Here is a 20118-nt window from a genome sequence, read left to right on the forward strand (position 1 = left end):
ACTTACGGACTTACTTGAAGCACATTTGAGGTGGTTATGAAAAAAATTGCATGTCTTTCAGCACTGGCCGCTGTACTGGCTGTTTCCGCAGGTACCGCTGTAGCTGCTACTTCTACTGTTACTGGTGGTTACGCTCAGAGCGACTATCAGGGCGTGATGAACAAAGCTAACGGTTTCAACCTGAAGTATCGCTACGAGCAGGATAACAACCCACTGGGCGTGATCGGTTCTTTCACCTACACCGAGAAAGATCGTTCTGAAAACGGCGCATACAACAAAGGCCAGTACTACGGTATCACCGCTGGTCCAGCTTACCGTCTGAATGACTGGGCGAGCATCTACGGTGTTGTAGGTGTTGGCTACGGTAAATTCCAGCAGACTGAAAACCAGAGCGAAAGCCGCACTGCAAGCAACAGCGACTATGGCTTCTCCTATGGCGCAGGCCTGCAGTTCAACCCAATCCAGGACGTTGCTCTGGACTTCTCCTATGAGCAGAGCCGTATCCGCAACGTTGACGTTGGCACCTGGATCGCGGGCGTAGGTTACCGCTTCTAATCACTCCGGTGAGCTAATAAAAAATCCGCCCAATGTGGCGGATTTTTTTTTGAAGGTAAAAGCAAAACGGCAACCCCAGGTTGCCGTTTTTAGTGTTTGTTCCCTCTCCCCGTGGGAGAGGGCCAGGGTGAGGGCATCAGTCCGCACGAGACGGCAATTACTTACTCTTAATATCAAAAATATCCGTACCCAGATGGTTGTAGTCAACTTTCTGTAACTTGAAGTTGGTAACGTACACTGGGGGAGCTTTCTTGTTTGAGACAAACGGGTAAGCCGTTTTTATCTGCTCGGCTGTAATCCCCGTCCACTGCGAGAAGAACTGCAGGAAATCATTAGCCGAACGGCGCGCTTTAATCACGCGATGCGTTTTATCATCACTCGACAGCACCATAAACGGCACCTGGAAGTTCTGCTGGAACTTGTCATCGTGCGCCAGGTACTGCACCTCTTTACCACGCTCTTTAAACGCCAGCCCGTGATCCGAGAAATAGACCATGGAGAAGCTGTCGCCCGTATTGCGCAGCTGATCGTACAGCTTGCTCAGCAGCTCATCGGTTTGCGTCATGGTGTAGAGATAGCAAGAGGTCTCTTTGGACTGCACGAACTCCGCGTACTTCCCGCCGGTGCGATCGCAGGCTTGCGGGTGCGACCCCATCAGGTGCAGGACGATCAGCTGAGGCTGGGTGCGCGGAGTGGCGAAAACCTGTGCCGTCATTTTCAACAGCGCTTCGTCTTTGGTGTTTTTGTCGGCTTCAAAGTCGCCGTTCTTCAGGAACTGCACTTCGTCGGCACGTTTGGCGATACTGGCGATGGCCGTATCGTATTCGCCAATTTGCCCCTGATTGGAGAACCACCAGGTCTGATAACCCGCGCGGTTTGCCAGGGTGACAAAATTATCCTGATACTGGGGTTTGCCGTCGACGACACGGTTTAGGGTCAGGCCGAGCGATTTCTGCGTCGAGCCGCTGGCCGCGACATAATCGGTAAACAGCGTGCCTTTAACCGAACTGGCAAACGGTGTGTTATCCCAGTGTCCGCCGAAGGCTCCCATTGCATCGCGACGGGCACTTTCGCCAATCACCACTACATAGGTATGATATTTTGGCTTAACGGCCAGCACGTTCCAGGTGTCTTTCATATTGGAAAGCTCAGCCATGCGCGCCTGCTCGTCGAGAACCTCTTTATTATTGACAACGACGTCCTTCACGAAGCGGAAAACCGGATAGCCGATATTGGTGAGCCTGAGCTTACCGTCCCAGGGAATATTCTGGATGGGAGCGACAAACGCCACGGCAACGCTGAACACCAGACAGAGTATTTCGATCTTACCCCAGGGTTTTTTCTCGCCCGGCTGACGGCGGATGGCGATAACGCCCAACGCGAAGATAAAGATCCCGACCACGTAGCTGTACCACGGGAAGATCGTCAGGATCTCCGTTGACTCTTCCATATTGGTCGAGTGCAGCGCCAGCAGGGTATTAAAGTTTGGCGCGCCGTAAGCCTGGCCAAACGGGAAATAGAGTGCAGCGACCAGCGAGCAGATCCCGATTAACGCTTTTTGCACGCGCGGTGCGGATCGCCACAGCACATGCAAAACGCAGGTGAACGCCACCGCGTAGAGCAAACTAAAGGGATAACCCAGCGCAAAGTTAATCAGTAATGACTGCAAAAAGTAAAAACCCGTCCACGGGCTTAAGGCCCGGCTGCGGGTCACAACGGTATCTATCAGGGTTACATTCATAGGTCACTATCATGGATGAAAACGCCATGTGCTCACCCTGGCGTCAAGGGTCATAACCTGCCTGACAGTGCGTGGAGAGGGAATGAGGGTCCGCTTCAGCGAGCCGCAAATTGTGCAGGGCTGCAAGAAGATAGTGCGAGCGCTAAATAATATCAACAGTTGCTAAGCAGATGTTTTGCGAAGGGGACTGCAAATCCGTAAAAAAGATCGGGAATAAGGCGGCTGGAAGCCAGTTTACAGCGAGATTGTGACGGGAAAATGAAGCGGCGTACCGCAACGCCGCTTAGTGGGTAGGTTTGTCGTCCTGATGCGGTTTGGTGTTAAACATATCGCACAGCATGTTCAACAGCATTAAGCGCACTTTAAAGGGAGAGTGGGTAAACACGGTCATGCACCTCTTGAATTCGTTCATAAGACCTCCTGAGTTTTGATCCCTTCGATCCGTGAAGGGTGACTGCATTACATACAGATATAGCACAGGCTATATTGTATAGCTATGGCTATTTCGTTAATTTTTTGTGCTTGCGGAGCTATGGTTTACAATGTGCGCTCTCGAATCCGGGCGCTGGAAGCGTCACCCCACTGAGGAAGTACAATGAACCGTCGCGCAGGTCATCCGACAATGAGGAAAACGACGCAACTGGTGAATGTTGAAGAACATGTCGAAGGTTTTCGCCAGGTCCGTGAAGCGCACCGGCGTGAACTGATTGATGATTATGTTGAACTCATTTCCGATCTGATTCGTGAGGTCGGTGAAGCGCGCCAGGTCGATATGGCCGCCAGGCTGGGGGTTTCACAGCCAACTGTCGCTAAAATGTTAAAACGCCTGGCTTCCGTGGGCTTAATTGAAATGATCCCCTGGCGCGGTGTTTTTCTGACGCCGGAAGGGGAGAAACTCGCGCAGGAGAGCCGCGAGCGCCATCAGCTTGTCGAGAATTTTTTGCTGGTGCTGGGCGTCAGCCCGGAAATCGCCCGCCGGGATGCGGAAGGCATGGAACACCACGTCAGCGAAGAGACGCTGGTGAAGTTCCGCGAATTTACCCTTAAATATGGTCCCTCCGCTGAATGAAAATCCCCGGACTGCAGGCCCTGGCACGCGATCGTTTCTTCCATCTCTTATTAATCATTGGCGCAGCGTTAAGCCTCTTTGTGCCTTTTGCGCCACACGCCTGGCCCGCCGCAATTGACTGGCGCACCATCATTACCCTGAGTGGCCTGATGATGCTCACCAAAGGGGTCGAGCTGAGCGGCTATTTTGACGTTCTGGGCCGCAAAATGGTGCGCCGCTTTGCCACCGAGCGCAGGCTGTCCCTGTTTATGGTGTTCTCCGCCGCGGTGCTGTCGACGTTTCTGACCAACGATGTGGCGCTGTTTATCATCGTGCCCCTCACGCTCACGCTGCGTAAGCTGTGCGAGATCCCCGTCAGCCGGCTGATCATCTTTGAAGCGCTGGCCGTCAATGCGGGCTCGCTTCTGACGCCAATCGGCAACCCGCAAAATATCCTTCTGTGGGGACGGTCCGGGCTGTCGTTCGCCGCCTTTACCTGGCAGATGGCCCCTCTGGCGCTGGTGATGATGCTGTCGCTGATGGCGGTGTGCTGGTTTGCGTTTCCGGATAAAAAGCTGCAGTACCACAGCGGCACAACCGGCCCGCAGTGGCAGCCGCGCCTGGTGTGGAGCTGTCTCGGGTTATACATCGTCTTTCTGTTCGCGCTGGAGCTGAAGTATGAGCTGGCGGGCGTCCTGCTCGTTGCCGCAGGCTTTGTCGTCCTGGCGCGTCGCGTGCTGGTGAGCGTGGACTGGACGCTGCTGCTGGTCTTTATGGCGATGTTTATTGATGTGCATCTCCTTATCCAGCTTCCGGTGCTGCAGAACGTTCTGCACAGCGTCAGCACGCTGTCTCAGCCGGGACTGTGGCTGACGGCGATTGGCCTGTCGCAGTTTATCAGCAACGTGCCGTCCACCATTCTGCTGCTCAACTATGTTCCGCCCGATACGCTCCTGGCCTGGGCGGTGAACATCGGCGGGTTTGGGCTGCTGCCCGGCTCGCTGGCAAACCTGATCGCTCTGCGCATGGCCAACGACCGTCGTATCTGGTGGCGTTTCCACGTCTGGTCGATTCCGATGCTGGTTTGGGCCGCGGCGATCGGTTTCGGAATATTCCTTCTCATATAGTGCGCAATTTGTCAGTTTTTCCTGGCAAACGTATAGCAACGTCCTAGCTTTAGTGAACGGCATAGTGTGATGCCGCTCACTGACAGGACCGTTGCTGAACTATGGCTGAAGATCAAAACCCGCCTGCTGACGAGCAGGACAAAAACAATAATGAGCGTAAGCGCCCGGGCAAGAAACCGTTAATTATCCTCGGCATTGTCGTGGTGGTGATGGTCGTCGTGGCGCTGGTCTGGTGGTTTTTAACCCGTAACGAAGAGACGACCGACGACGCCTTTACCGACGGCGACGTGGTGACGATTGCCCCCAAAACGGCGGGCTACGTTACCGAGCTGCGCGTGCGCGATAACCAGCGCGTGAAAAAGGGCGATCTGCTGGTGGTTATCGATCCGCGGGACACCACCGCGCAGCGCGATCAGGCTCAGGCCCAGCTTGGGCTGGCTATCGCGCAACTGCATCAGGCGCAGGCGCAGCTGGCGCTTTCAAAAGTCCAGTATCCCGCCCAGCGTGACGAAGCCAAAGCGCAGGTGCTGAGAGCGCAGGCCGATCTGGCGAACGCGCAGGCAGAGTACCGTCGCCAGCGCGGCGTCGACCCGCGTGCGACCACTCAGCAAAGTATCGATTCCGCGAACGCACAGCTGCGCAGCGCACAGGCAGGGCTGGCCAGCGCTCAGGCGCAGCTGGAAGTGGCAGAGCAGGTCCAGCTGCAAATCCGCCAGCAGGAAACCAACGTTGAAGCGCGCGAGCGTCAGGTCGATCAGGCTAAAGCGCAGCTGGAAACCGCCAACCTTAATCTCTCCTATACCGAAGTCCGCGCCCCGTTCGACGGCGTTGTCACCAAACGCAACGTGCAGCCCGGCACGCTGGTGCAGGCGGGGACGGCGCTGTTCTCGCTGGTTTCCCCGAACGTGTGGGTGGTCGCGAACTTTAAAGAGTCGCAGCTTGAACGCATGAAGCCTGGCGATAAGGTCACCGTGTCCGTCGACGCGTGGCCGGATATGGAACTTGAGGGCCACGTCGACAGTATCCAGCAGGGCAGCGGCTCGCGCTTCTCCGCCTTCCCGGCAGAAAATGCCACCGGTAACTTTGTCAAAATTGTGCAGCGCGTGCCGGTCAAAATCGTGATTGATAAGGGCCTGGATCCAAACAAACCGCTGCCGCTGGGGCTGTCGGTTGCACCGAAGGTGACGGTGGAATGACGGATCACAGCCACGACAGCTGGAAACCCGCCAGCAATCCGTGGGCGGTGGCGATTGTCGTCACCCTGGCGGTATTCATGGAAATTCTGGACACCACCATCGTCAACGTGGCGCTGCCCCACGTGGCAGGCTCGCTCTCGTCCAGCTATGACGAATCCACCTGGGTGTTAACCAGCTATCTGGTCGCGAACGGCATCGTGCTGCCCATCTCGGCGTTTTTGAGCCGGGTGTTTGGCCGCAAGCAGTTCTTCCTGATTTGCATCGTCATGTTCACCGTCTGCTCGTTCCTGTGCGGGATTGCCACCGAGCTGTGGCAGATCATCCTGTTCCGCGTGATGCAGGGCTTTTTTGGCGGCGGGCTGCAGCCCACGCAGCAGTCGGTGCTGCTCGACTACTTCAAACCCGAAGACAGGGGCAAAGCGTTTGGTCTGTCCTCCATTGCGATTATCGTTGCGCCGGTGCTTGGCCCGACGCTGGGCGGCTGGATCACCGATAACTACTCCTGGCGCTGGGTGTTCTTTATCAACATTCCGGTGGGGATTGTCACGGTGCTGGCGATCTACCAGCTGCTGGAAGATCCGCCGTGGGAGAGCAAATCAAAAGAGAAGCTGACTATCGACTGGACGGGGATCGGCCTGATCGCGCTGGGGCTGGGCTGTCTGCAGGTGATGCTCGACCGGGGAGAAGATGAGGACTGGTTCTACTCGAACTTTATCCGCACCTTCGGCGTGTTGACGCTTGTCGGCATTATCGGCGCCATCTACTGGCTGGTGTATGCCAGAAAGCCGGTGGTGGATCTGCACTGCATGAAGGACCGCAACTTTGCCATCTCCAGCCTGCTGATGGCGGGGATGGCGATGATCCTGTACGGCAGTTCGGTGGTGATCCCGCAGCTGGCGCAGCAGGACCTGGGCTACACCGCTACCTGGTCGGGGCTGGTGCTGTCGCCCGGGGCGGTGCTGATTGTGTTAACCATTCCGCTGGTGCTGAAGCTGATGCCGGTGGTGCAGACGCGCTGGATTATCGCCTTTGGCTTTACCTGTCTGGCGGTGTCGTTCTTCTGGTCGCGAACGCTGACGCCGGATATCGACTTCGAAACGCTGGTGCTGTTTCGCAGCGCCCAGTCGATAGGGTTGGGGTTCCTGTTTGTGCCGCTCACGACGATTGCGTTTATCTCAATACCGAGGCGGCTGAATGCCGATGCGGCGGCGCTGTTTACCATGTTCCGCAACGTCGCGGGCTCGATTGGCATATCCCTTTCGACGGCGGCCATCACCGAACGCGCCCAGGCGCACAGCGCGCACCTTGCGTACCACGCCTCGCCGCTTAACGAGCAGTTCCAGCAGGCGATACGCGAAAGCGCCCAGGCGATCCAGAACTTCACCACCCAGGTGGGCGACCCCACCGGCATCGCCACCGGACGCATGTACCAGACCATGATCGAGCAGTCGCGCTTCCTGGCCTACATCGACGTCTTCACCATTCTGAGCGCGGTGGCCTTGTTACTGATTCCATTTTGTTTGTTGCTCTCGCCGGTTAAGAGCGAGGGGAGTGCAGGAGCACATTGATGATACACAGACGTTTACACCCCCTGATGATAATGATGCTGCTGGCGGGCTGCGCCGTTGGGCCTGACTACAAGCAGCCTGCGCCGCCCGCCGTTACGCACTGGAACGATAAGGGCGACAGCGCGGTGAAATCGCAAACTACTTCCGCTGCGACCAATCCGCGCTGGTGGAAGACCTTCGGCTCGCCGCAGCTCGACAGCCTGGTTGAGCGCGCCATTGCCGGAAACCTGACGCTGCAGCAGACGGTGCTGCGCATCGCCGGGGCGCGAGAGCAGATTAACCAGGCGGGCGGGGCGTTTTATCCGTCGGTCAACGGCAATCTGCAGGCGACGCGCCAGCAGCTTGGCCTGGAAGGAGAGCTGAAATCTCACGGCGTGTACGACCAACTTGATAATGTCGATCCTGAACTGCGGGGCGCGTTAGGGCCGCTGACGCAGCCGATTAACCTCTACCAGGGCAGCTTCGACGCCCAGTGGGAAATCGACCTGTGGGGCAAGGTGCGTCGTCAGGTGGAAGCCGCCGAAGCGCAGCAGAAAGCGGCTATCGAGCAGCGTAACGACGCGCTGGTATCGCTGGAGGCCGAAGTGGCGCGCGCGTGGCTCCAGCTGCGCGGGGCGCAGAGCATTATCGCCACGCTGAACACCCAGATTAAAAGCGCGCAGCAGACGCTGGATCTCACCGAAAGCCGCCAGCGGGGCGGGCTGTCGCCGCAGATGGATGTGGAAAACGCCCGGGCGCAGTTAGGCAACCTTGAAGCACAGCTTCCGCAATATCAGGCGCAGGAGCGGCAGGCGATGAACGGCCTGGCGATCCTGCTCGGCAAGCCGCCAGGGGCGCTGGATGGCGAACTTCAGTCTGCGCAGCCGATGCCGGCGTTGCCGGATATCGTGCAGACCGGCATTCCGTCCACGCTGGCACGACGCCGTCCGGACGTGCGCGAAGCGGAGGCGAACCTTCATGCCGCGACGGCGCAAATCGGCGTCTCGGTGGCGGAGCTGTTCCCGAGCTTTACGCTCTCCGGGCAGTTTGGCCTACGCAACAGCGAAACCAACTGGCTGACCGACTGGAGCAGCCACTTCTACAGCTTCGGCCCGCAGGTCTCCATTCCCATCTTCCAGGGCGGTCGACTGGTCTCCAGCGTCAAGGTGGCGCGCGCGCAGCAGGGGGCGGCGGTGCTGGACTATCGCCAGACGGTGCTGACCGCGCTCGGCGATGTCGAAAACGCGCTGGTGAGCTATCGCACCGACCAGCAGCGTGAAGCGGGTCTCGCAAAAACGATCGACGCCCTGCAAAACGCCTTTGATTTAGCGAGCGACAGCTACCGGCAGGGGATCGCCAGCTTTATCGACGTGCTGGACGCCCAGCGACAGCTGGCGCAGGCCCAGCAGCAGCGCGCACAGGCGCAGGTGCAGAGCGCGCTCGATCTGGTGGCGCTCTACAAGGCCCTCGGCGGCGGCTGGGAGCCGTATCAGCAGGTGCAATTACCAGAATACAGCGTCTTTGGCGACGCCCCGCGCGGATAAATTCAGAGGATTGGGCAAGAAACGGACAGGAACACCACATTCGCGATGGCTGAGGGGCGGGTATAACTATCGGGTACCCAATCGACATGCGAGGAATAACTTATGCGTTATCAAAAACTGGGCAACACCGGTCTGTTTGTTTCTGAACTGTGCCTCGGCACCATGACCTTCGGCGGTGAGGGCGGCATGTGGGGCAAGATTGGCCAGCTCCAGCAAAGTGAAGCCGAGCAGCTGGTGGGCCGCGCGCTGGATGCCGGGATCAACTTTATCGACACCGCGGACGTTTACTCGGAAGGACGCTCGGAGGAGATCACCGGTCAGGCGCTGAAAAACCTGAAGATCCCTCGCGAGAACGTGGTGGTCGCGACGAAAGTGTTCGGCGAAACGGGAACGGCAGGGGTGAACTCGCGCGGCAGCTCGCGCTATCACATCATCAGCAGCGTGAAGGAGAGCCTGCGCCGCCTGCAGCTCGATCATATCGATCTCTACCAGCTTCACGGCTTCGACCCCGCAACGCCGATTGAAGAGATGCTCTACGCGCTGGATAACCTGGTGCAGCACGGCCACGTGCGCTACATCGGCGTCTCTAACTGGGCGGCGTGGCAGATTGCCAAAGCGCTCGGTATTTCTGAACGTCTTGGGCTGGCGCGTTTCGCGTCGCTGCAGGCGTATTACACCATTGCCGGGCGCGATCTGGAGCGCGAGCTGGTACCGATGATGCAGAGCGAAGGCGTCGGGCTGATGGTCTGGAGCCCGCTGGCAGGCGGTCTGCTGAGCGGAAAATATGGCCGCGACGGTCAGAGTGAAGCCGGCGGTCGTCGTCTGGAGTTTGACTTCCCGCCGGTGAACAAAGATCGCGCCTTCGACTGCGTGGACGTGATGCGCACTCTCGCCGAAAGCAAGGGCGTCTCCGTCGCGCAAATCGCGCTGGCCTGGCTGCTGCATCAGAAAGCGGTGACCAGCGTCATCATTGGCGCGAAACGCGTCGAACAGCTGGACGACAATATCGCCGCGACCGGGATCCGACTGAGCGAAGACGAGCTTAAGCAGCTTGATGCGGTGAGCGCGCTGCCGCGCGAATACCCTGGCTGGATGCTGGAGCGGCAGGGGGAATATCGCCGCAATCAGCTCGCGCAACAATAACCTTCCTCGCCCCGGTAGTGCATCGCTAACCGGGGCTTTTTTTCCCGCATTGCTCACAAAAAACGATCCTCCTCTTTGATCCCCATTTCATCTTCGCCTATATGACTAGTCATGAAATTTTAAATGACTAGTCATATAGGGAGAGAGCATGAACAATTCGCTGCCGGCCAATTTTTTATGGGGCAACTCGGTGTCCAGCATGCAGACGGAAGGGGCATGGAACGAGGGCGGGAAAGGGATGTCGGTTTACGACATTCGCGAAGCCGGGGAGAACGTCTCCGACTGGAAAGTCGCGACCGACTCCTACCACCGCTACCGGGAAGATTTCGACCTGATGCAGGATCTGGGCATGAACTGCTATCGCTTTCAGATCTCATGGAGCCGCGTCTGCCCGCAGGGCGACGGCGCGTTCAACGACGAGGGCATCGCGTTTTACGACCGCTTTATTGACGATCTCATCGCCCGCGGCATCGAACCGATGGTCTGCCTGTACCACTTCGATATGCCGCTGGCGCTGGCGCAGGAGTACAACGGCTTCAACGACCGCCGCGTGATGGAGGCCTTTATCCGCTACGGCAAAAAGATGATCGACTGCTATGGCGACCGCGTGAAGTACTGGCTGACCTTCAACGAGCAGAACATCTTCCATATGCCTGAAGCGTTCCGCATTTCCGGCTATATGCACGGTGAGAAAACCCTGCGCGAGCTGTACGAGCTGCAGCACCATACGATGGTGGCGCACATGGCGCTGACCGAGTATCTGCATCAGACCAGGCCCGGCCAGCTGATGGGCGGCATGCTGGCGCACCAGCTGATCTACCCGGCCACCTGCAAACCGCGCGATATCTTCTGCGCCCAGCAGTACGACGAGTTCCTCAACCAGAACCTGCTGCGCGTCTTCGCAGGGCAGGGCTACAGCCCCGCGGTTATGGCGGTGGTGGAGCAGGAGGGCTTTGGCGATATCTACCGCGCCGAGGATTTAGCGCTGCTGGCGCGGACTAAAAACGACTATATGGCCTTCAGCTACTACGCCAGCAAAACGCTGGACAGCGATGCGATCCCGGAAGGCACGCCGGTGAACTATTACCTGCTGCACGGCGAGAAAAACAATCCGTACCTGAAGGCCACCGAGTGGAACTGGCAGATCGATCCGCTGGGCTTTCGCACCATCATCACCCGCTACGCCAACGACTGGCGGATGCCGGTCTTCCCGATCGAAAACGGCATCGGGGTGATTGAGTCCTGGGACGGCGTCAATCCGATCGAGGACACCTACCGCATCGACTACCACCGGGCGCATATCAATGCCATGAAGGAGGCGATGTTCGAGGACGGGGCAGAGGTGATCGGCTACCTCGGCTGGGGGTTAATTGACATTCTCAGCTCCCAGGGCGACATGCGTAAACGCTACGGCGTGGTCTATGTCAACCGTGAAAACCATGACCTGAAAGACCTGAAGCGCGTGCCGAAGAAGAGCTACGCGTGGTTAAAACAGGTTATCCATACCAACGGACGCGAGATGTAAGCCGTACGCTGCCGGGCCGTTTTTGTGACTGATTGATGGGAACTATCCGCTATGTCTGAAACAAAAATAACACCGCACATGCAGTCTTTTGTCGATAAATTTGTAGAGTTCTCGGCGCGCCTGGCAAATCAGGTGCACCTGCGCTCCCTGCGCGACGCTTTCGCCACGGTGATGCCGATTTTCATCCTCGCCGGTCTGGCGGTGCTGGTGAACAACGTGGTATTTCCGTGGATTTTTCACGGCGACACGCTCGCGCAGTTTAAGGTATGGGGCGAGGCGATTATCAACGGCACGCTGAACATCGCCGCGCTGCTGCTGGCTCCGATGATTGCCTGGTCGCTGGCGCGCAACAAAGATTTCGACAATCCGGTCTCGGCAGTGGTTATCGCCGTCAGCAGCTTCATCATCATGATGCCGATGCGCCTGCAGATTACGCCCGTCGGCAGCGATGCCGCGGTGAACGTCACCCAGGTGCTGACGTTCGCCAATATTGGCTCAACCGGGATTTTCGCCGGTGTGCTGATCGGGCTGCTCTCAACGGAAGTGTTTATCGCCATTTCGCGCCTGAAGGCGCTGCATATTTCCCTCGGGGAAAACGTGCCTCCGGCGGTGAGCAAATCCTTTACCGCGCTGATCCCAACTATCCTCACGCTCTCCCTGTTCGCGGTGCTGGCGGCGATACTGGCAAACGTGCTGCACACGGACCTGATCCATCTTATTACCACCTTTATCCAGCAGCCGCTGCGGCTGATCAACACCAGCCTGCCGGGGACGATTTTCATCTACAGCTTCGGCAACTTCCTGTTCACGCTCGGTATTCATCAGTCAGTCGTTAACAGCGTGGTGCTGGAGCCGTTCCTGCTGATCAACACCAACGAGAACATGCTGGCCTTCGCCAACGGCCAGCCCATCCCGCATATCATCAACAACATCTTCGTGCCGACGTTTGGCATGGTGGGCGGCACGGGCAGCACGATATCGCTGCTGATCGCCATCTTTATCTTCTCCCGACAAAAATCGGCGAAGCAGGTGGCGCGTCTGTCGCTGGCGCCCGGTCTGTTCAACATCAACGAGCCGGTGATTTTCGGCCTGCCGATCGTGTTTAACCTGCCGCTGATGATCCCGTTTGTGCTGCTGCCCGCCATCGGCATTTACTTCGCCTGGCTCTGTACCACGCTGGGGTTAATGTCGCGCTGCGTGGTGATGATCCCGTGGACCACGCCGCCCATTCTCAGCGCCTGGCTGGCCACGGCAGGGGACTGGCGGGCGGTGGTGGTGCAGTTGGCAATCATCGTATTTGGTGTATTCTTCTACCTGCCTTTCCTCAAGATTGCCGAGAGAGTGGCGTTGAAAAACAGCGGGATAGAAAACTAACTGAAAGGAAGAACGATGGCGGCGAAGTACATCACCATAGCGCGGGAAATTAAGAAACGCATTATCAGCCAGCAGTACGCCGCCAACGAACCCCTGCCGGACCAGTTTGCGCTGGCGGCGGAGTTCAACTCCAGCCGGATGACCATTCAGCAGGCGATGCGCCAGCTCATCGTCGAAGGTCTGGTCTATACCCGCCAGGGCCAGGGCACGTTCATCCGCAAAAACTTCCTTCAGCTCTCGCAGTGGGACCTCTCCGGCAGCGACTACTTTGGCGCGACCAAAACCTGGGCGCATCTGGGCACGGTGACCAGCCGGGTAGTGCATTTCGAGCTGCGCTTCCCGAACGAAAAAGAGCAGGCGTCGCTGATGATTAACGCCGATGCGCCGATCTATGACTTCATTCGACTCCGTCTGCTGAACGGCGAACCGATGTCGCTGGATTCCACGGTGATGCCGATGAATCTGGTGCCGGGCCTGACGAAAAACCATCTTGAAGGTTCAGTGTTCCAGTACGTGCAGGAGACGCTGGGGCTGAAAATTATGGGGTCGTATCGGGTTGTGAGGGCGCTTAAGCCCAACGCGCTGGACAGGGAGCATCTGGTCTGCGAGCAGACCGATCCCGTCCTGGAAGTGGAGCAGGTGATTTATCTGGAGGACGGCACGCCGCTGGAGTATGCCCACTGCCACTATCGGTACGACCACGGCGGGATCGTGATCGTGAATAACGGATAAAAAAAAGCGGGCAACGAGGCCCGCTTTTTTAATGCTTCGCTATCAGTTCAAACGCACCGGCATACCGGAGCGGTTCTGCACGGCCTGGTCAACAATCGCCGTTTCTACGTCTGGCTGAGAAGTCACCGCCTGCACCGCGCTGTTCAGCGTAACAGGGACGATTTCGTTGTTGTTGATCTGGTCTTCGCTGGTGGACAGCGGGTTGTGCACTTCGATGTAGCGGCTGCCGTCTGGCTCAGAGGTCGCCTTCACCGGTTCGTTGATGAACTGCACGCGCGTACCGACCGGCACGTTTTCGAACAGGAATTTGATGTCGTCGTTACGCAGGCGCACGCAGCCGTGGCTTACGCGCAGGCCGATACCGAAGTTGGCGTTGGTACCGTGGATAGCGTAAAGACGACCAATGTACAGCGCGTACAGACCCATTGGGTTATCCGGGCCTGCCGGTACAACGGCTGGCAGCGGTTCGCCCGCAGCGATGTATTCCGCGTGCATTTTGGCAGTCGGCGTCCAGGTTGGGCCCGCTTTCTTACGCTCAACTTTGGTGGTCCAGTTCATTGGGGTGTCTTTACCCAGCTGGCCGATACCGATTGGCAGCACGATAACGGTGTTGGTGCCTTTCGGGTAGTAATACAGGCGCATTTCGGCGCTGTTAATCACGATACCTTCATGAACGGTATCCGGCAGGATCAGCTGCTGAGGAATATTCAGCACGGTGCCCGCTTTCGGCAAATACGGGTCAACGCCCGGGTTCGCTTCCAGCATGTTAGACAGGCCCAGCTGGTACTGCGCAGCGAAATACTCCAGTGGCTGAGAGTTACCTTCTGGTACCGTCACAACCTGGTTCTGGCCTACCAGACGGCTACCGTCGGTTGGCAGGGGATACGTCACCGCAGACGCGGTCTTACAAAAACCTACTACGGCTAACGCCGCCGCTAAAAGCGTTGTTAATTTCATGTTCATGTTGTGCGAGGTATCTAAGCCATTCTGGCGATGAGTTGATAAGTCTGAATCTGTGATGGGAGCGCATTATATGTGCATTCCCGCTAACAGGGAATTCAGATGTGTACGAAATCACATTTTTTTCGATTTTGTTAAAGTTTAGTGGATTGCCGCAACACGGGATCTCAATTCGGAATTGTGGCATAATGCCGTGTTTATCACACTTTTCGCAGGAATCTCCCCGTGTTAGTTACCAGCAACGTCACTATGCAGTTTGGCAGTAAGCCGCTGTTCGAAAACATTTCCGTCAAATTTGGCGGCGGCAACCGTTACGGCCTGATTGGTGCCAACGGTAGCGGAAAATCCACCTTTATGAAGATCCTCGGCGGTGACCTGGAGCCGACGCTCGGTAACGTATCGCTCGACCCTAACGAGCGTATCGGTAAGCTGCGTCAGGATCAGTTCGCCTTCGAAGAGTTCACCGTGCTCGACACCGTGATCATGGGGCATGGGGAACTGTGGGAAGTGAAGCAGGAGCGCGATCGCATCTACGCGCTGGCCGAAATGAGCGAAGAAGACGGCTATAAAGTGGCCGACCTGGAAACGCAGTACGGCGAGATGGACGGCTACTCTGCGGAAGCGCGCGCGGGCGAGCTGCTGCTCGGCGTGGGCATTCCTGTCGAACAACATTACGGCCCGATGAGCGAAGTGGCGCCAGGCTGGAAGCTGCGCGTGCTGCTGGCACAGGCGCTGTTCTCTAACCCGGACATCCTGCTGCTCGACGAACCGACGAACAACCTGGACATCGACACCATCCGCTGGCTGGAGCAGACGCTGAACGATCGCGACAGCACCATGATCATCATCTCGCACGACCGTCACTTCCTGAACATGGTCTGTACGCACATGGCGGATCTGGACTACGGCGAGCTGCGCGTTTATCCGGGCAACTACGACGAGTACATGACGGCGGCTACCCAGGCGCGTGAACGTCTGCTGGCGGATAACGCCAAGAAGAAAGCGCAGATTGCTGACCTGCAGTCCTTCGTCAGCCGCTTCAGCGCCAACGCCTCTAAGTCGCGTCAGGCGACCTCGCGTGCCCGTCAGATCGACAAAATCAAGCTGGACGAAGTCAAAGCCTCCAGCCGTCAGAACCCGTTCATCCGCTTCGAGCAGGACAAGAAGCTGTTCCGTAACGCGCTGGAAGTGGAAGCCCTTGAAAAAGGCTTTGAGAACGGTCCGCTGTTTAAAAAATTCAACCTGCTGCTGGAAGTGGGCGAGAAGATTGCCATCCTCGGTGCCAACGGCGTGGGTAAATCCACCATGCTGAAAACCCTGGTCGGTGAACTGCAGCCGGATAACGGCACCGTGAAGTGGTCTGAAAACGCGCAGATTGGCTACTACGCGCAGGACCATGAATATGAGTTCGAAAACGACCTCACCGTCTTCGACTGGATGAGCCAGTGGAAGCAGGAAGGCGATGACGAGCAGGCGGTGCGCAGCATTCTGGGTCGTCTGCTGTTCAGCCAGGACGACATCAAAAAGCCGGCTAAGGTGCTCTCCGGTGGCGAGAAGGGACGCATGCTGTTCGGCAAGCTGATGATGGAAAAACCAAACATCCTGGTGATGGACGAACCGACTAACCACCTGGACATGGAATCTATCGAATCCCTGAACATGGCGCTGGAGATGTATCAGGGTACCCTGATCTTCGTCTCTCACGACCGTGAGTTCGTCAGCTCGCTGGCGACCCGCGTGATCGAAATTACGCCAGAGCGCGTGGTGGACTTCACCGGTAATTACGAAGATTACCTGCGCAGTAAAGGTATCGAGAACTAAAAAAAAGCCGGGTGGCGGCTTCGCCTTACCCGGCCTACGTTCTGTTCCCTCTCCCCGTGGGAGAGGGTTAGGGTGAGGGCATCAGGCCGCACTAGACCACCCACTCGCCCCCTTCGACCCCGTTCACCAGCAGCGTACGTTTTTCCCCTGCAGGCAGCGACACCTTAAGCGATTTCCACGCCGGACGATAATCCCCGCGCGCGTTGACCTTCAGGTTGATGGTTGCGCCGTCGCACACCATTTCCCACTCCACCCACAGCGCGTTGCCGTTCTGGTAGCCCCAGCTTTCGCCGTCGTCTTCAAACAGCATTCCGGTGGTCGTGCCGACGCCCTTCACCGGGAACAGCTTCAGCTCGCGGGTCGTATCTTTTTCGGCATTCACATGCGTAATGCGTTCGCTCAGCGGCAGAGCGGCACCGGCGCGCACCAGCAGCGGCAGTTTTTCCAGCGGCGCGTCGAGGACGATCGACTGGCCGCCCGCATACCACGCGTGGGTGTAAAAATCATACCAGCCGGTGTCGTTATCCGGCAGCCAGACGCGGCGCTCGCGCTGCCCGGATTCGACGACGCTGGCCACCAGCAGGTCGCGGCCCAGCAGGAAGTCATCGCACTCCTCAAACGTCTGCGCATCATGCTCGTGGTCGAGGAAGGTCGGGCGCAGCATCGGCTCGTCGTCGGCGTGCGCCTGCCAGAGCAGGGTATAGAGGTACGGCAGCAGGCGGTAGCGCAGCTCAACCGCGCCGCGAATGGCTGGCGTGACGCCCGGGTACATCCACGGCTCGTTCACGGTGTGGTCATCGTTCCACGAGTGAATGGTAAAGCGCGGGTGCATCACGCCGTTCTGCACCCAGCGCACGAACAGCTCGGCGTCCGGCTTGTCGCCGGAGAAACCGCCGACGTCGTGACCGACGTTGAACAGACCGGACAGGCTCATGCCCAGACCCATGCGGATGTTATAGCGCAGGGTGTCCCAGCTGGTGCGGTTGTCGCCGCTCCAGGTCTGAACGTAGCGCTGCATCCCGGCGCAGCCGGAGCGGGAGATCAGGTACGGACGTTTTTCCGGCGCGAAACGCTGCTGCGCTTCCAGCGAGGCGCGCATCATCAGCAGCGGCATCACCGGGCGAATATGCTTGATGGCGATCTCTTTGCCGAAGCCAAAGCAGCGCGCCTCCCCGTCCCACACTTCATATTCGTTGTTGTCGTTCCAGGTAGAGTCGATGCCCATCTCCAGCAGCTGCGTGGTGACGCCGTTCTGCCACCACTGCACCGTCTGCGGGTTGGTAAAGTCGAGGTGCGAGCCTTCGTCATCCCAGAAGCTGGAACGTTCCGGTGCATCGGTTTCTGAATCGCGAATGAACAGACCGCTCTCCGCCACTTTGTTATAGCGCGGATGGTCCTGCAGCAGGCACGGCTTGATGTTTGCCGCCAGCTTCAGCCCAGCGTCGTGGAAGGCCTGGCTCATCACCTTCGGCTGCGGCACCTTGTCATAGTTCCAGTTAAATACGTAGCGCTTGCCGTTGATAGAGGTATAGCCGGAGGAGAGCTGGAACGAGTCGCACGGAATGGCGTGCTCTTCGCACAGGCGGATGAAGTTCATCAGCTGGTTTTGCGCGTCCGGCGCGTCGGTGTAGTGCATGGTCGAGCCGCTGTAGCCCAGGCTCCATTTCGGTCCGAACAGCGTTTTCCCGGTCAGGCGCACGAAGGCTTTGGTGACGTCCAGCACGCGCGTGCCGGTAAAGATGTAGTAATCGATGTCGCCCGCTTCCGCCTGCCAGCGACGATAGGCGGTGTGGTAGTTGTCGATTTCGTTACCCAGATCCAGCCAGCAGCTGCTCAGGTTGTCGTAGAACAGGCCGTAGCTGACGTCGTCGCGGCGGGCGATAGTGAACGGAATATGCTTGTAGAGCGGGTCGGTGCTGGCCGCGTTGTACCCCATGGCGTCGAGGTTGCGCATCTCATAGCGCTTGCCGTTGCGCTGCAGATCGCCCGCTTTTTCGCCCAGGCCATAGAAACGCTCGTCCTTGCGGCGGCTGAGGTAGTGCGCCACGCCGTCGCCGTGGGCGTTCAGCAGGTAGGCGCTGGTTGGACGGTCGTTGACCAGCGGCTGCCACTCGCCCGCCTCATTGCGGTAGTGCCACTCCAGCCACAGCGGCTGGTGGACCGTTACGCGCAGCTGTTCGGTTGCCACGGTGAGCGTCTCTTCCTGCTGCGTCAGGGTCCAGGCCGGGCAGGAGAAACCGCTTATATCGTCACGACGGCGGCCTTCCCACGGCACGTCTTTTTCCGGCGCGATGCTCCAGGTGCGGTCCAGCGCCAGCTCGCCTTTGCGTTTGATCAGCACGCGGAACAGGTTCTCTTCCAGCACATACAGGCACAGGCGGTGCTGGTTATCGACCAGCAGTTCCAGATGGTTTGCCGACTGCGTATCAAGGGTCCAGTTTTTCAGGGTTTTCATATGCAATACATCCACTATCAGGCGCGCTTGGCGCGACGTTCAGCAATAAATGCTACCAGGAAGACAGCGCCAATCAGGTCAAAGAAGCCCATGGCAATAAAGAGCGGGTTAAAGCCGATTTTGTCGGCGGTCACACCGATTAACAGCGAGAACAGGAAGCTGGCGATCCACGCCGCCGAGCCGCGCATGCCGTTGACGGTCGCCATCTGGCCTTTGTCGAACGACTCAACGACCAGGGCGCTCAGCATGCAGGAGATAATCTGGTGCCCGAAGCCGCCGATGGAGATCAGCACGATGGTGATATACGGGTCGCGGGTAATGGCCACGATGCCCAGCGAGATCATCAGGAACGCGCCCGTCACGGAGCTGGCAACGACCGAGTTAACGCGCGAGCAGCCGAACAGACGGGTGAACAGACGCGTCAGGTAGCCGCTCGCCACGCTGCCGAGGTCGGCGGCGAGGAACGGAAGCCAGGCAAACATCGCAATCTGCTTCAGATCCATGCCGTGCTCTTTGGCGAGATACAGCGGCACCCAGAAGCTCAGCACTGCCCAGGCCGGTTCCGCCATAAAGGCCGGGATGGCGATACCGTAAAAGCGTTTGTTTTTCGAGACGGTTTTCAGCGCGGTCAGGAAGGGCAGTCTCACCGCAGGCGGTTCGTTATCCTGCTTGATGAACGCCAGCTCGTCCTTGCTCAGGTTCGGGTGCTGCTCCGGGTTGTGGTAGAACGCCCACCACAGGATCACCCACAGCAGCGCCAGCACGCCGGTAAACATAAATGCGCCCTGCCAGCCGAACGACGCGTGAGCGAAATAGATGATGGGCGGGGCCAGCATCGCGCCGATGGAGAAGCCTACGCCCGCCCAGCCGGCGGCAACGGGTCGCTCTGATTTCGGGAACCATTCGCCGATGGTTTTGGCGTTTGCCGGGGTAGCGGCGGCCTCAGAGGCACCCATAAAGAAGCGCAGAATAGCGAGGTGCAGCCAGCTTCCGGCGCCCGCGTGAAAAATACACATCAGCGCCCAGATCCCGGCGCAGACCATAAAGCCAATCTTCAGGCCGATGACGTCAATCAGCCAGCCGCACAGGGGCTGGAAAATGGTATAGGCGATCTGGAACGCACCGACGATCCAGGAGTATTGCTCGGTGGTGATCCCGAGGCTCTCTTTCAGTTCCGGGGCGAGGATCCCGAGTGAGTTACGGGTGATGTAGTTAACGGTGACGCCAAGTAAGAACAGCACCAGCACGTACCAGCGCAGGTTCTTGATGACGCGACGGGTTTTGCTTGTCGCTACGGTGTTATTGATGTCCTGACTCATTTTACTCTCCACAAGACGGACGGTAAGGGGA

The 20118-nt window shown here is 58.2% G+C and carries 16 protein-coding genes; 11 read left to right on the forward strand and 5 right to left on the reverse strand.

Translation table 11 applies throughout. The features are described 5' to 3' along the window. Positions 1-36: 36 nt before the first annotated feature. Entirely contained in the window at positions 37-555 is a 519-nt protein-coding gene (gene ompX / locus LBF07_RS18035; protein WP_023310884.1) for an outer membrane protein OmpX, read from the forward strand. Positions 556-712: 157 nt separating this feature from the next. On the opposite strand, the gene LBF07_RS18040 is transcribed toward ompX, so the two are convergent. Both LBF07_RS18040 and mntS read right to left on the reverse strand, forming a co-directional pair. After that, the gene (locus tag LBF07_RS18040) at positions 713-2296 is read right to left on the reverse strand and encodes a phosphoethanolamine transferase (RefSeq protein WP_064672137.1); all 1584 of its coding nucleotides are present in this window, start codon (positions 2294-2296) and stop codon (positions 713-715) included. 283 nt (positions 2297-2579) lie between these two features. Further along, positions 2580-2708, reverse strand: a complete 129-nt coding sequence (gene mntS, locus LBF07_RS18045; RefSeq protein ID WP_048979635.1) for a manganase accumulation protein MntS — start codon at positions 2706-2708, stop codon at positions 2580-2582. Between the two features lie 183 nt (positions 2709-2891). Here mntS and mntR point away from each other — a divergent pair, with 183 nt between their 5' ends. From mntR to LBF07_RS18090, 9 genes are all read left to right on the forward strand, one after another. Next, on the forward strand, positions 2892-3365 hold the full coding sequence (mntR, locus tag LBF07_RS18050) for a manganese-binding transcriptional regulator MntR (protein ID WP_023310887.1): 474 nt from the start codon (positions 2892-2894) through the stop codon (positions 3363-3365). Further along, entirely contained in the window at positions 3362-4471 is a 1110-nt protein-coding gene (locus LBF07_RS18055) for an anion transporter (RefSeq protein ID WP_033145002.1), read from the forward strand. Before mntR ends, LBF07_RS18055 begins: the two co-directional genes overlap by 4 nt. 101 nt (positions 4472-4572) lie before the next feature. Further along, a complete protein-coding gene (locus LBF07_RS18060) occupies positions 4573-5667 on the forward strand; it encodes an HlyD family secretion protein (RefSeq protein ID WP_039261431.1) in 1095 nt (364 codons plus the stop codon). After that, positions 5664-7235 (forward strand): DHA2 family efflux MFS transporter permease subunit, encoded by a 1572-nt coding sequence (locus tag LBF07_RS18065; RefSeq protein ID WP_033145003.1) that lies wholly within the window; start codon positions 5664-5666, stop codon positions 7233-7235. The genes LBF07_RS18060 and LBF07_RS18065 overlap by 4 nt, the downstream gene beginning before the upstream one ends. Then, positions 7235-8758: an efflux transporter outer membrane subunit gene (locus LBF07_RS18070; protein WP_094934348.1), complete on the forward strand. Its 1524-nt coding sequence runs from the start codon at positions 7235-7237 to the stop codon at positions 8756-8758. Before LBF07_RS18065 ends, LBF07_RS18070 begins: the two co-directional genes overlap by 1 nt. Before the next feature lie 102 nt (positions 8759-8860). Further along, positions 8861-9901, forward strand: coding sequence for an aldo/keto reductase (locus LBF07_RS18075; protein ID WP_094934347.1), 1041 nt, complete (start codon positions 8861-8863; stop codon positions 9899-9901). Positions 9902-10049: 148 nt separating this feature from the next. Beyond that, entirely contained in the window at positions 10050-11426 is a 1377-nt protein-coding gene (locus tag LBF07_RS18080) for a glycoside hydrolase family 1 protein (RefSeq protein ID WP_045887588.1), read from the forward strand. Positions 11427-11477: 51 nt separating this feature from the next. Beyond that, complete coding sequence (locus LBF07_RS18085) at positions 11478-12800, forward strand: PTS sugar transporter subunit IIC (protein ID WP_045355721.1); 1323 nt, start codon at positions 11478-11480, stop codon at positions 12798-12800. Between the two features lie 15 nt (positions 12801-12815). Beyond that, positions 12816-13532, forward strand: a complete 717-nt coding sequence (locus LBF07_RS18090; RefSeq protein ID WP_048976797.1) for a GntR family transcriptional regulator — start codon at positions 12816-12818, stop codon at positions 13530-13532. Between the two features lie 42 nt (positions 13533-13574). Here LBF07_RS18090 and ldtB read toward each other — a convergent pair whose 3' ends face one another. After that, positions 13575-14495, reverse strand: coding sequence for a L,D-transpeptidase (gene ldtB, locus LBF07_RS18095; RefSeq protein WP_023310896.1), 921 nt, complete (start codon positions 14493-14495; stop codon positions 13575-13577). Between the two features lie 222 nt (positions 14496-14717). Between ldtB and LBF07_RS18100 the strand changes: the two genes are divergently transcribed. Then, a complete protein-coding gene (locus LBF07_RS18100; protein WP_039261438.1) occupies positions 14718-16313 on the forward strand; it encodes an ABC-F family ATPase in 1596 nt (531 codons plus the stop codon). Positions 16314-16404: 91 nt separating this feature from the next. Here LBF07_RS18100 and LBF07_RS18105 read toward each other — a convergent pair whose 3' ends face one another. Beyond that, positions 16405-18768, reverse strand: a complete 2364-nt coding sequence (locus tag LBF07_RS18105) for a glycoside hydrolase family 31 protein (RefSeq protein WP_126327545.1) — start codon at positions 18766-18768, stop codon at positions 16405-16407. A gap of 17 nt (positions 18769-18785) precedes the next feature. Next, entirely contained in the window at positions 18786-20087 is a 1302-nt protein-coding gene (locus tag LBF07_RS18110; RefSeq protein ID WP_094934345.1) for an MFS transporter, read from the reverse strand. Positions 20088-20118 lie beyond the last annotated feature (31 nt).

Source organism: Enterobacter cloacae complex sp. ECL352, from assembly GCF_020149545.1.
Classification (GTDB): Bacteria; Pseudomonadota; Gammaproteobacteria; order Enterobacterales; family Enterobacteriaceae; genus Enterobacter; species Enterobacter asburiae_B.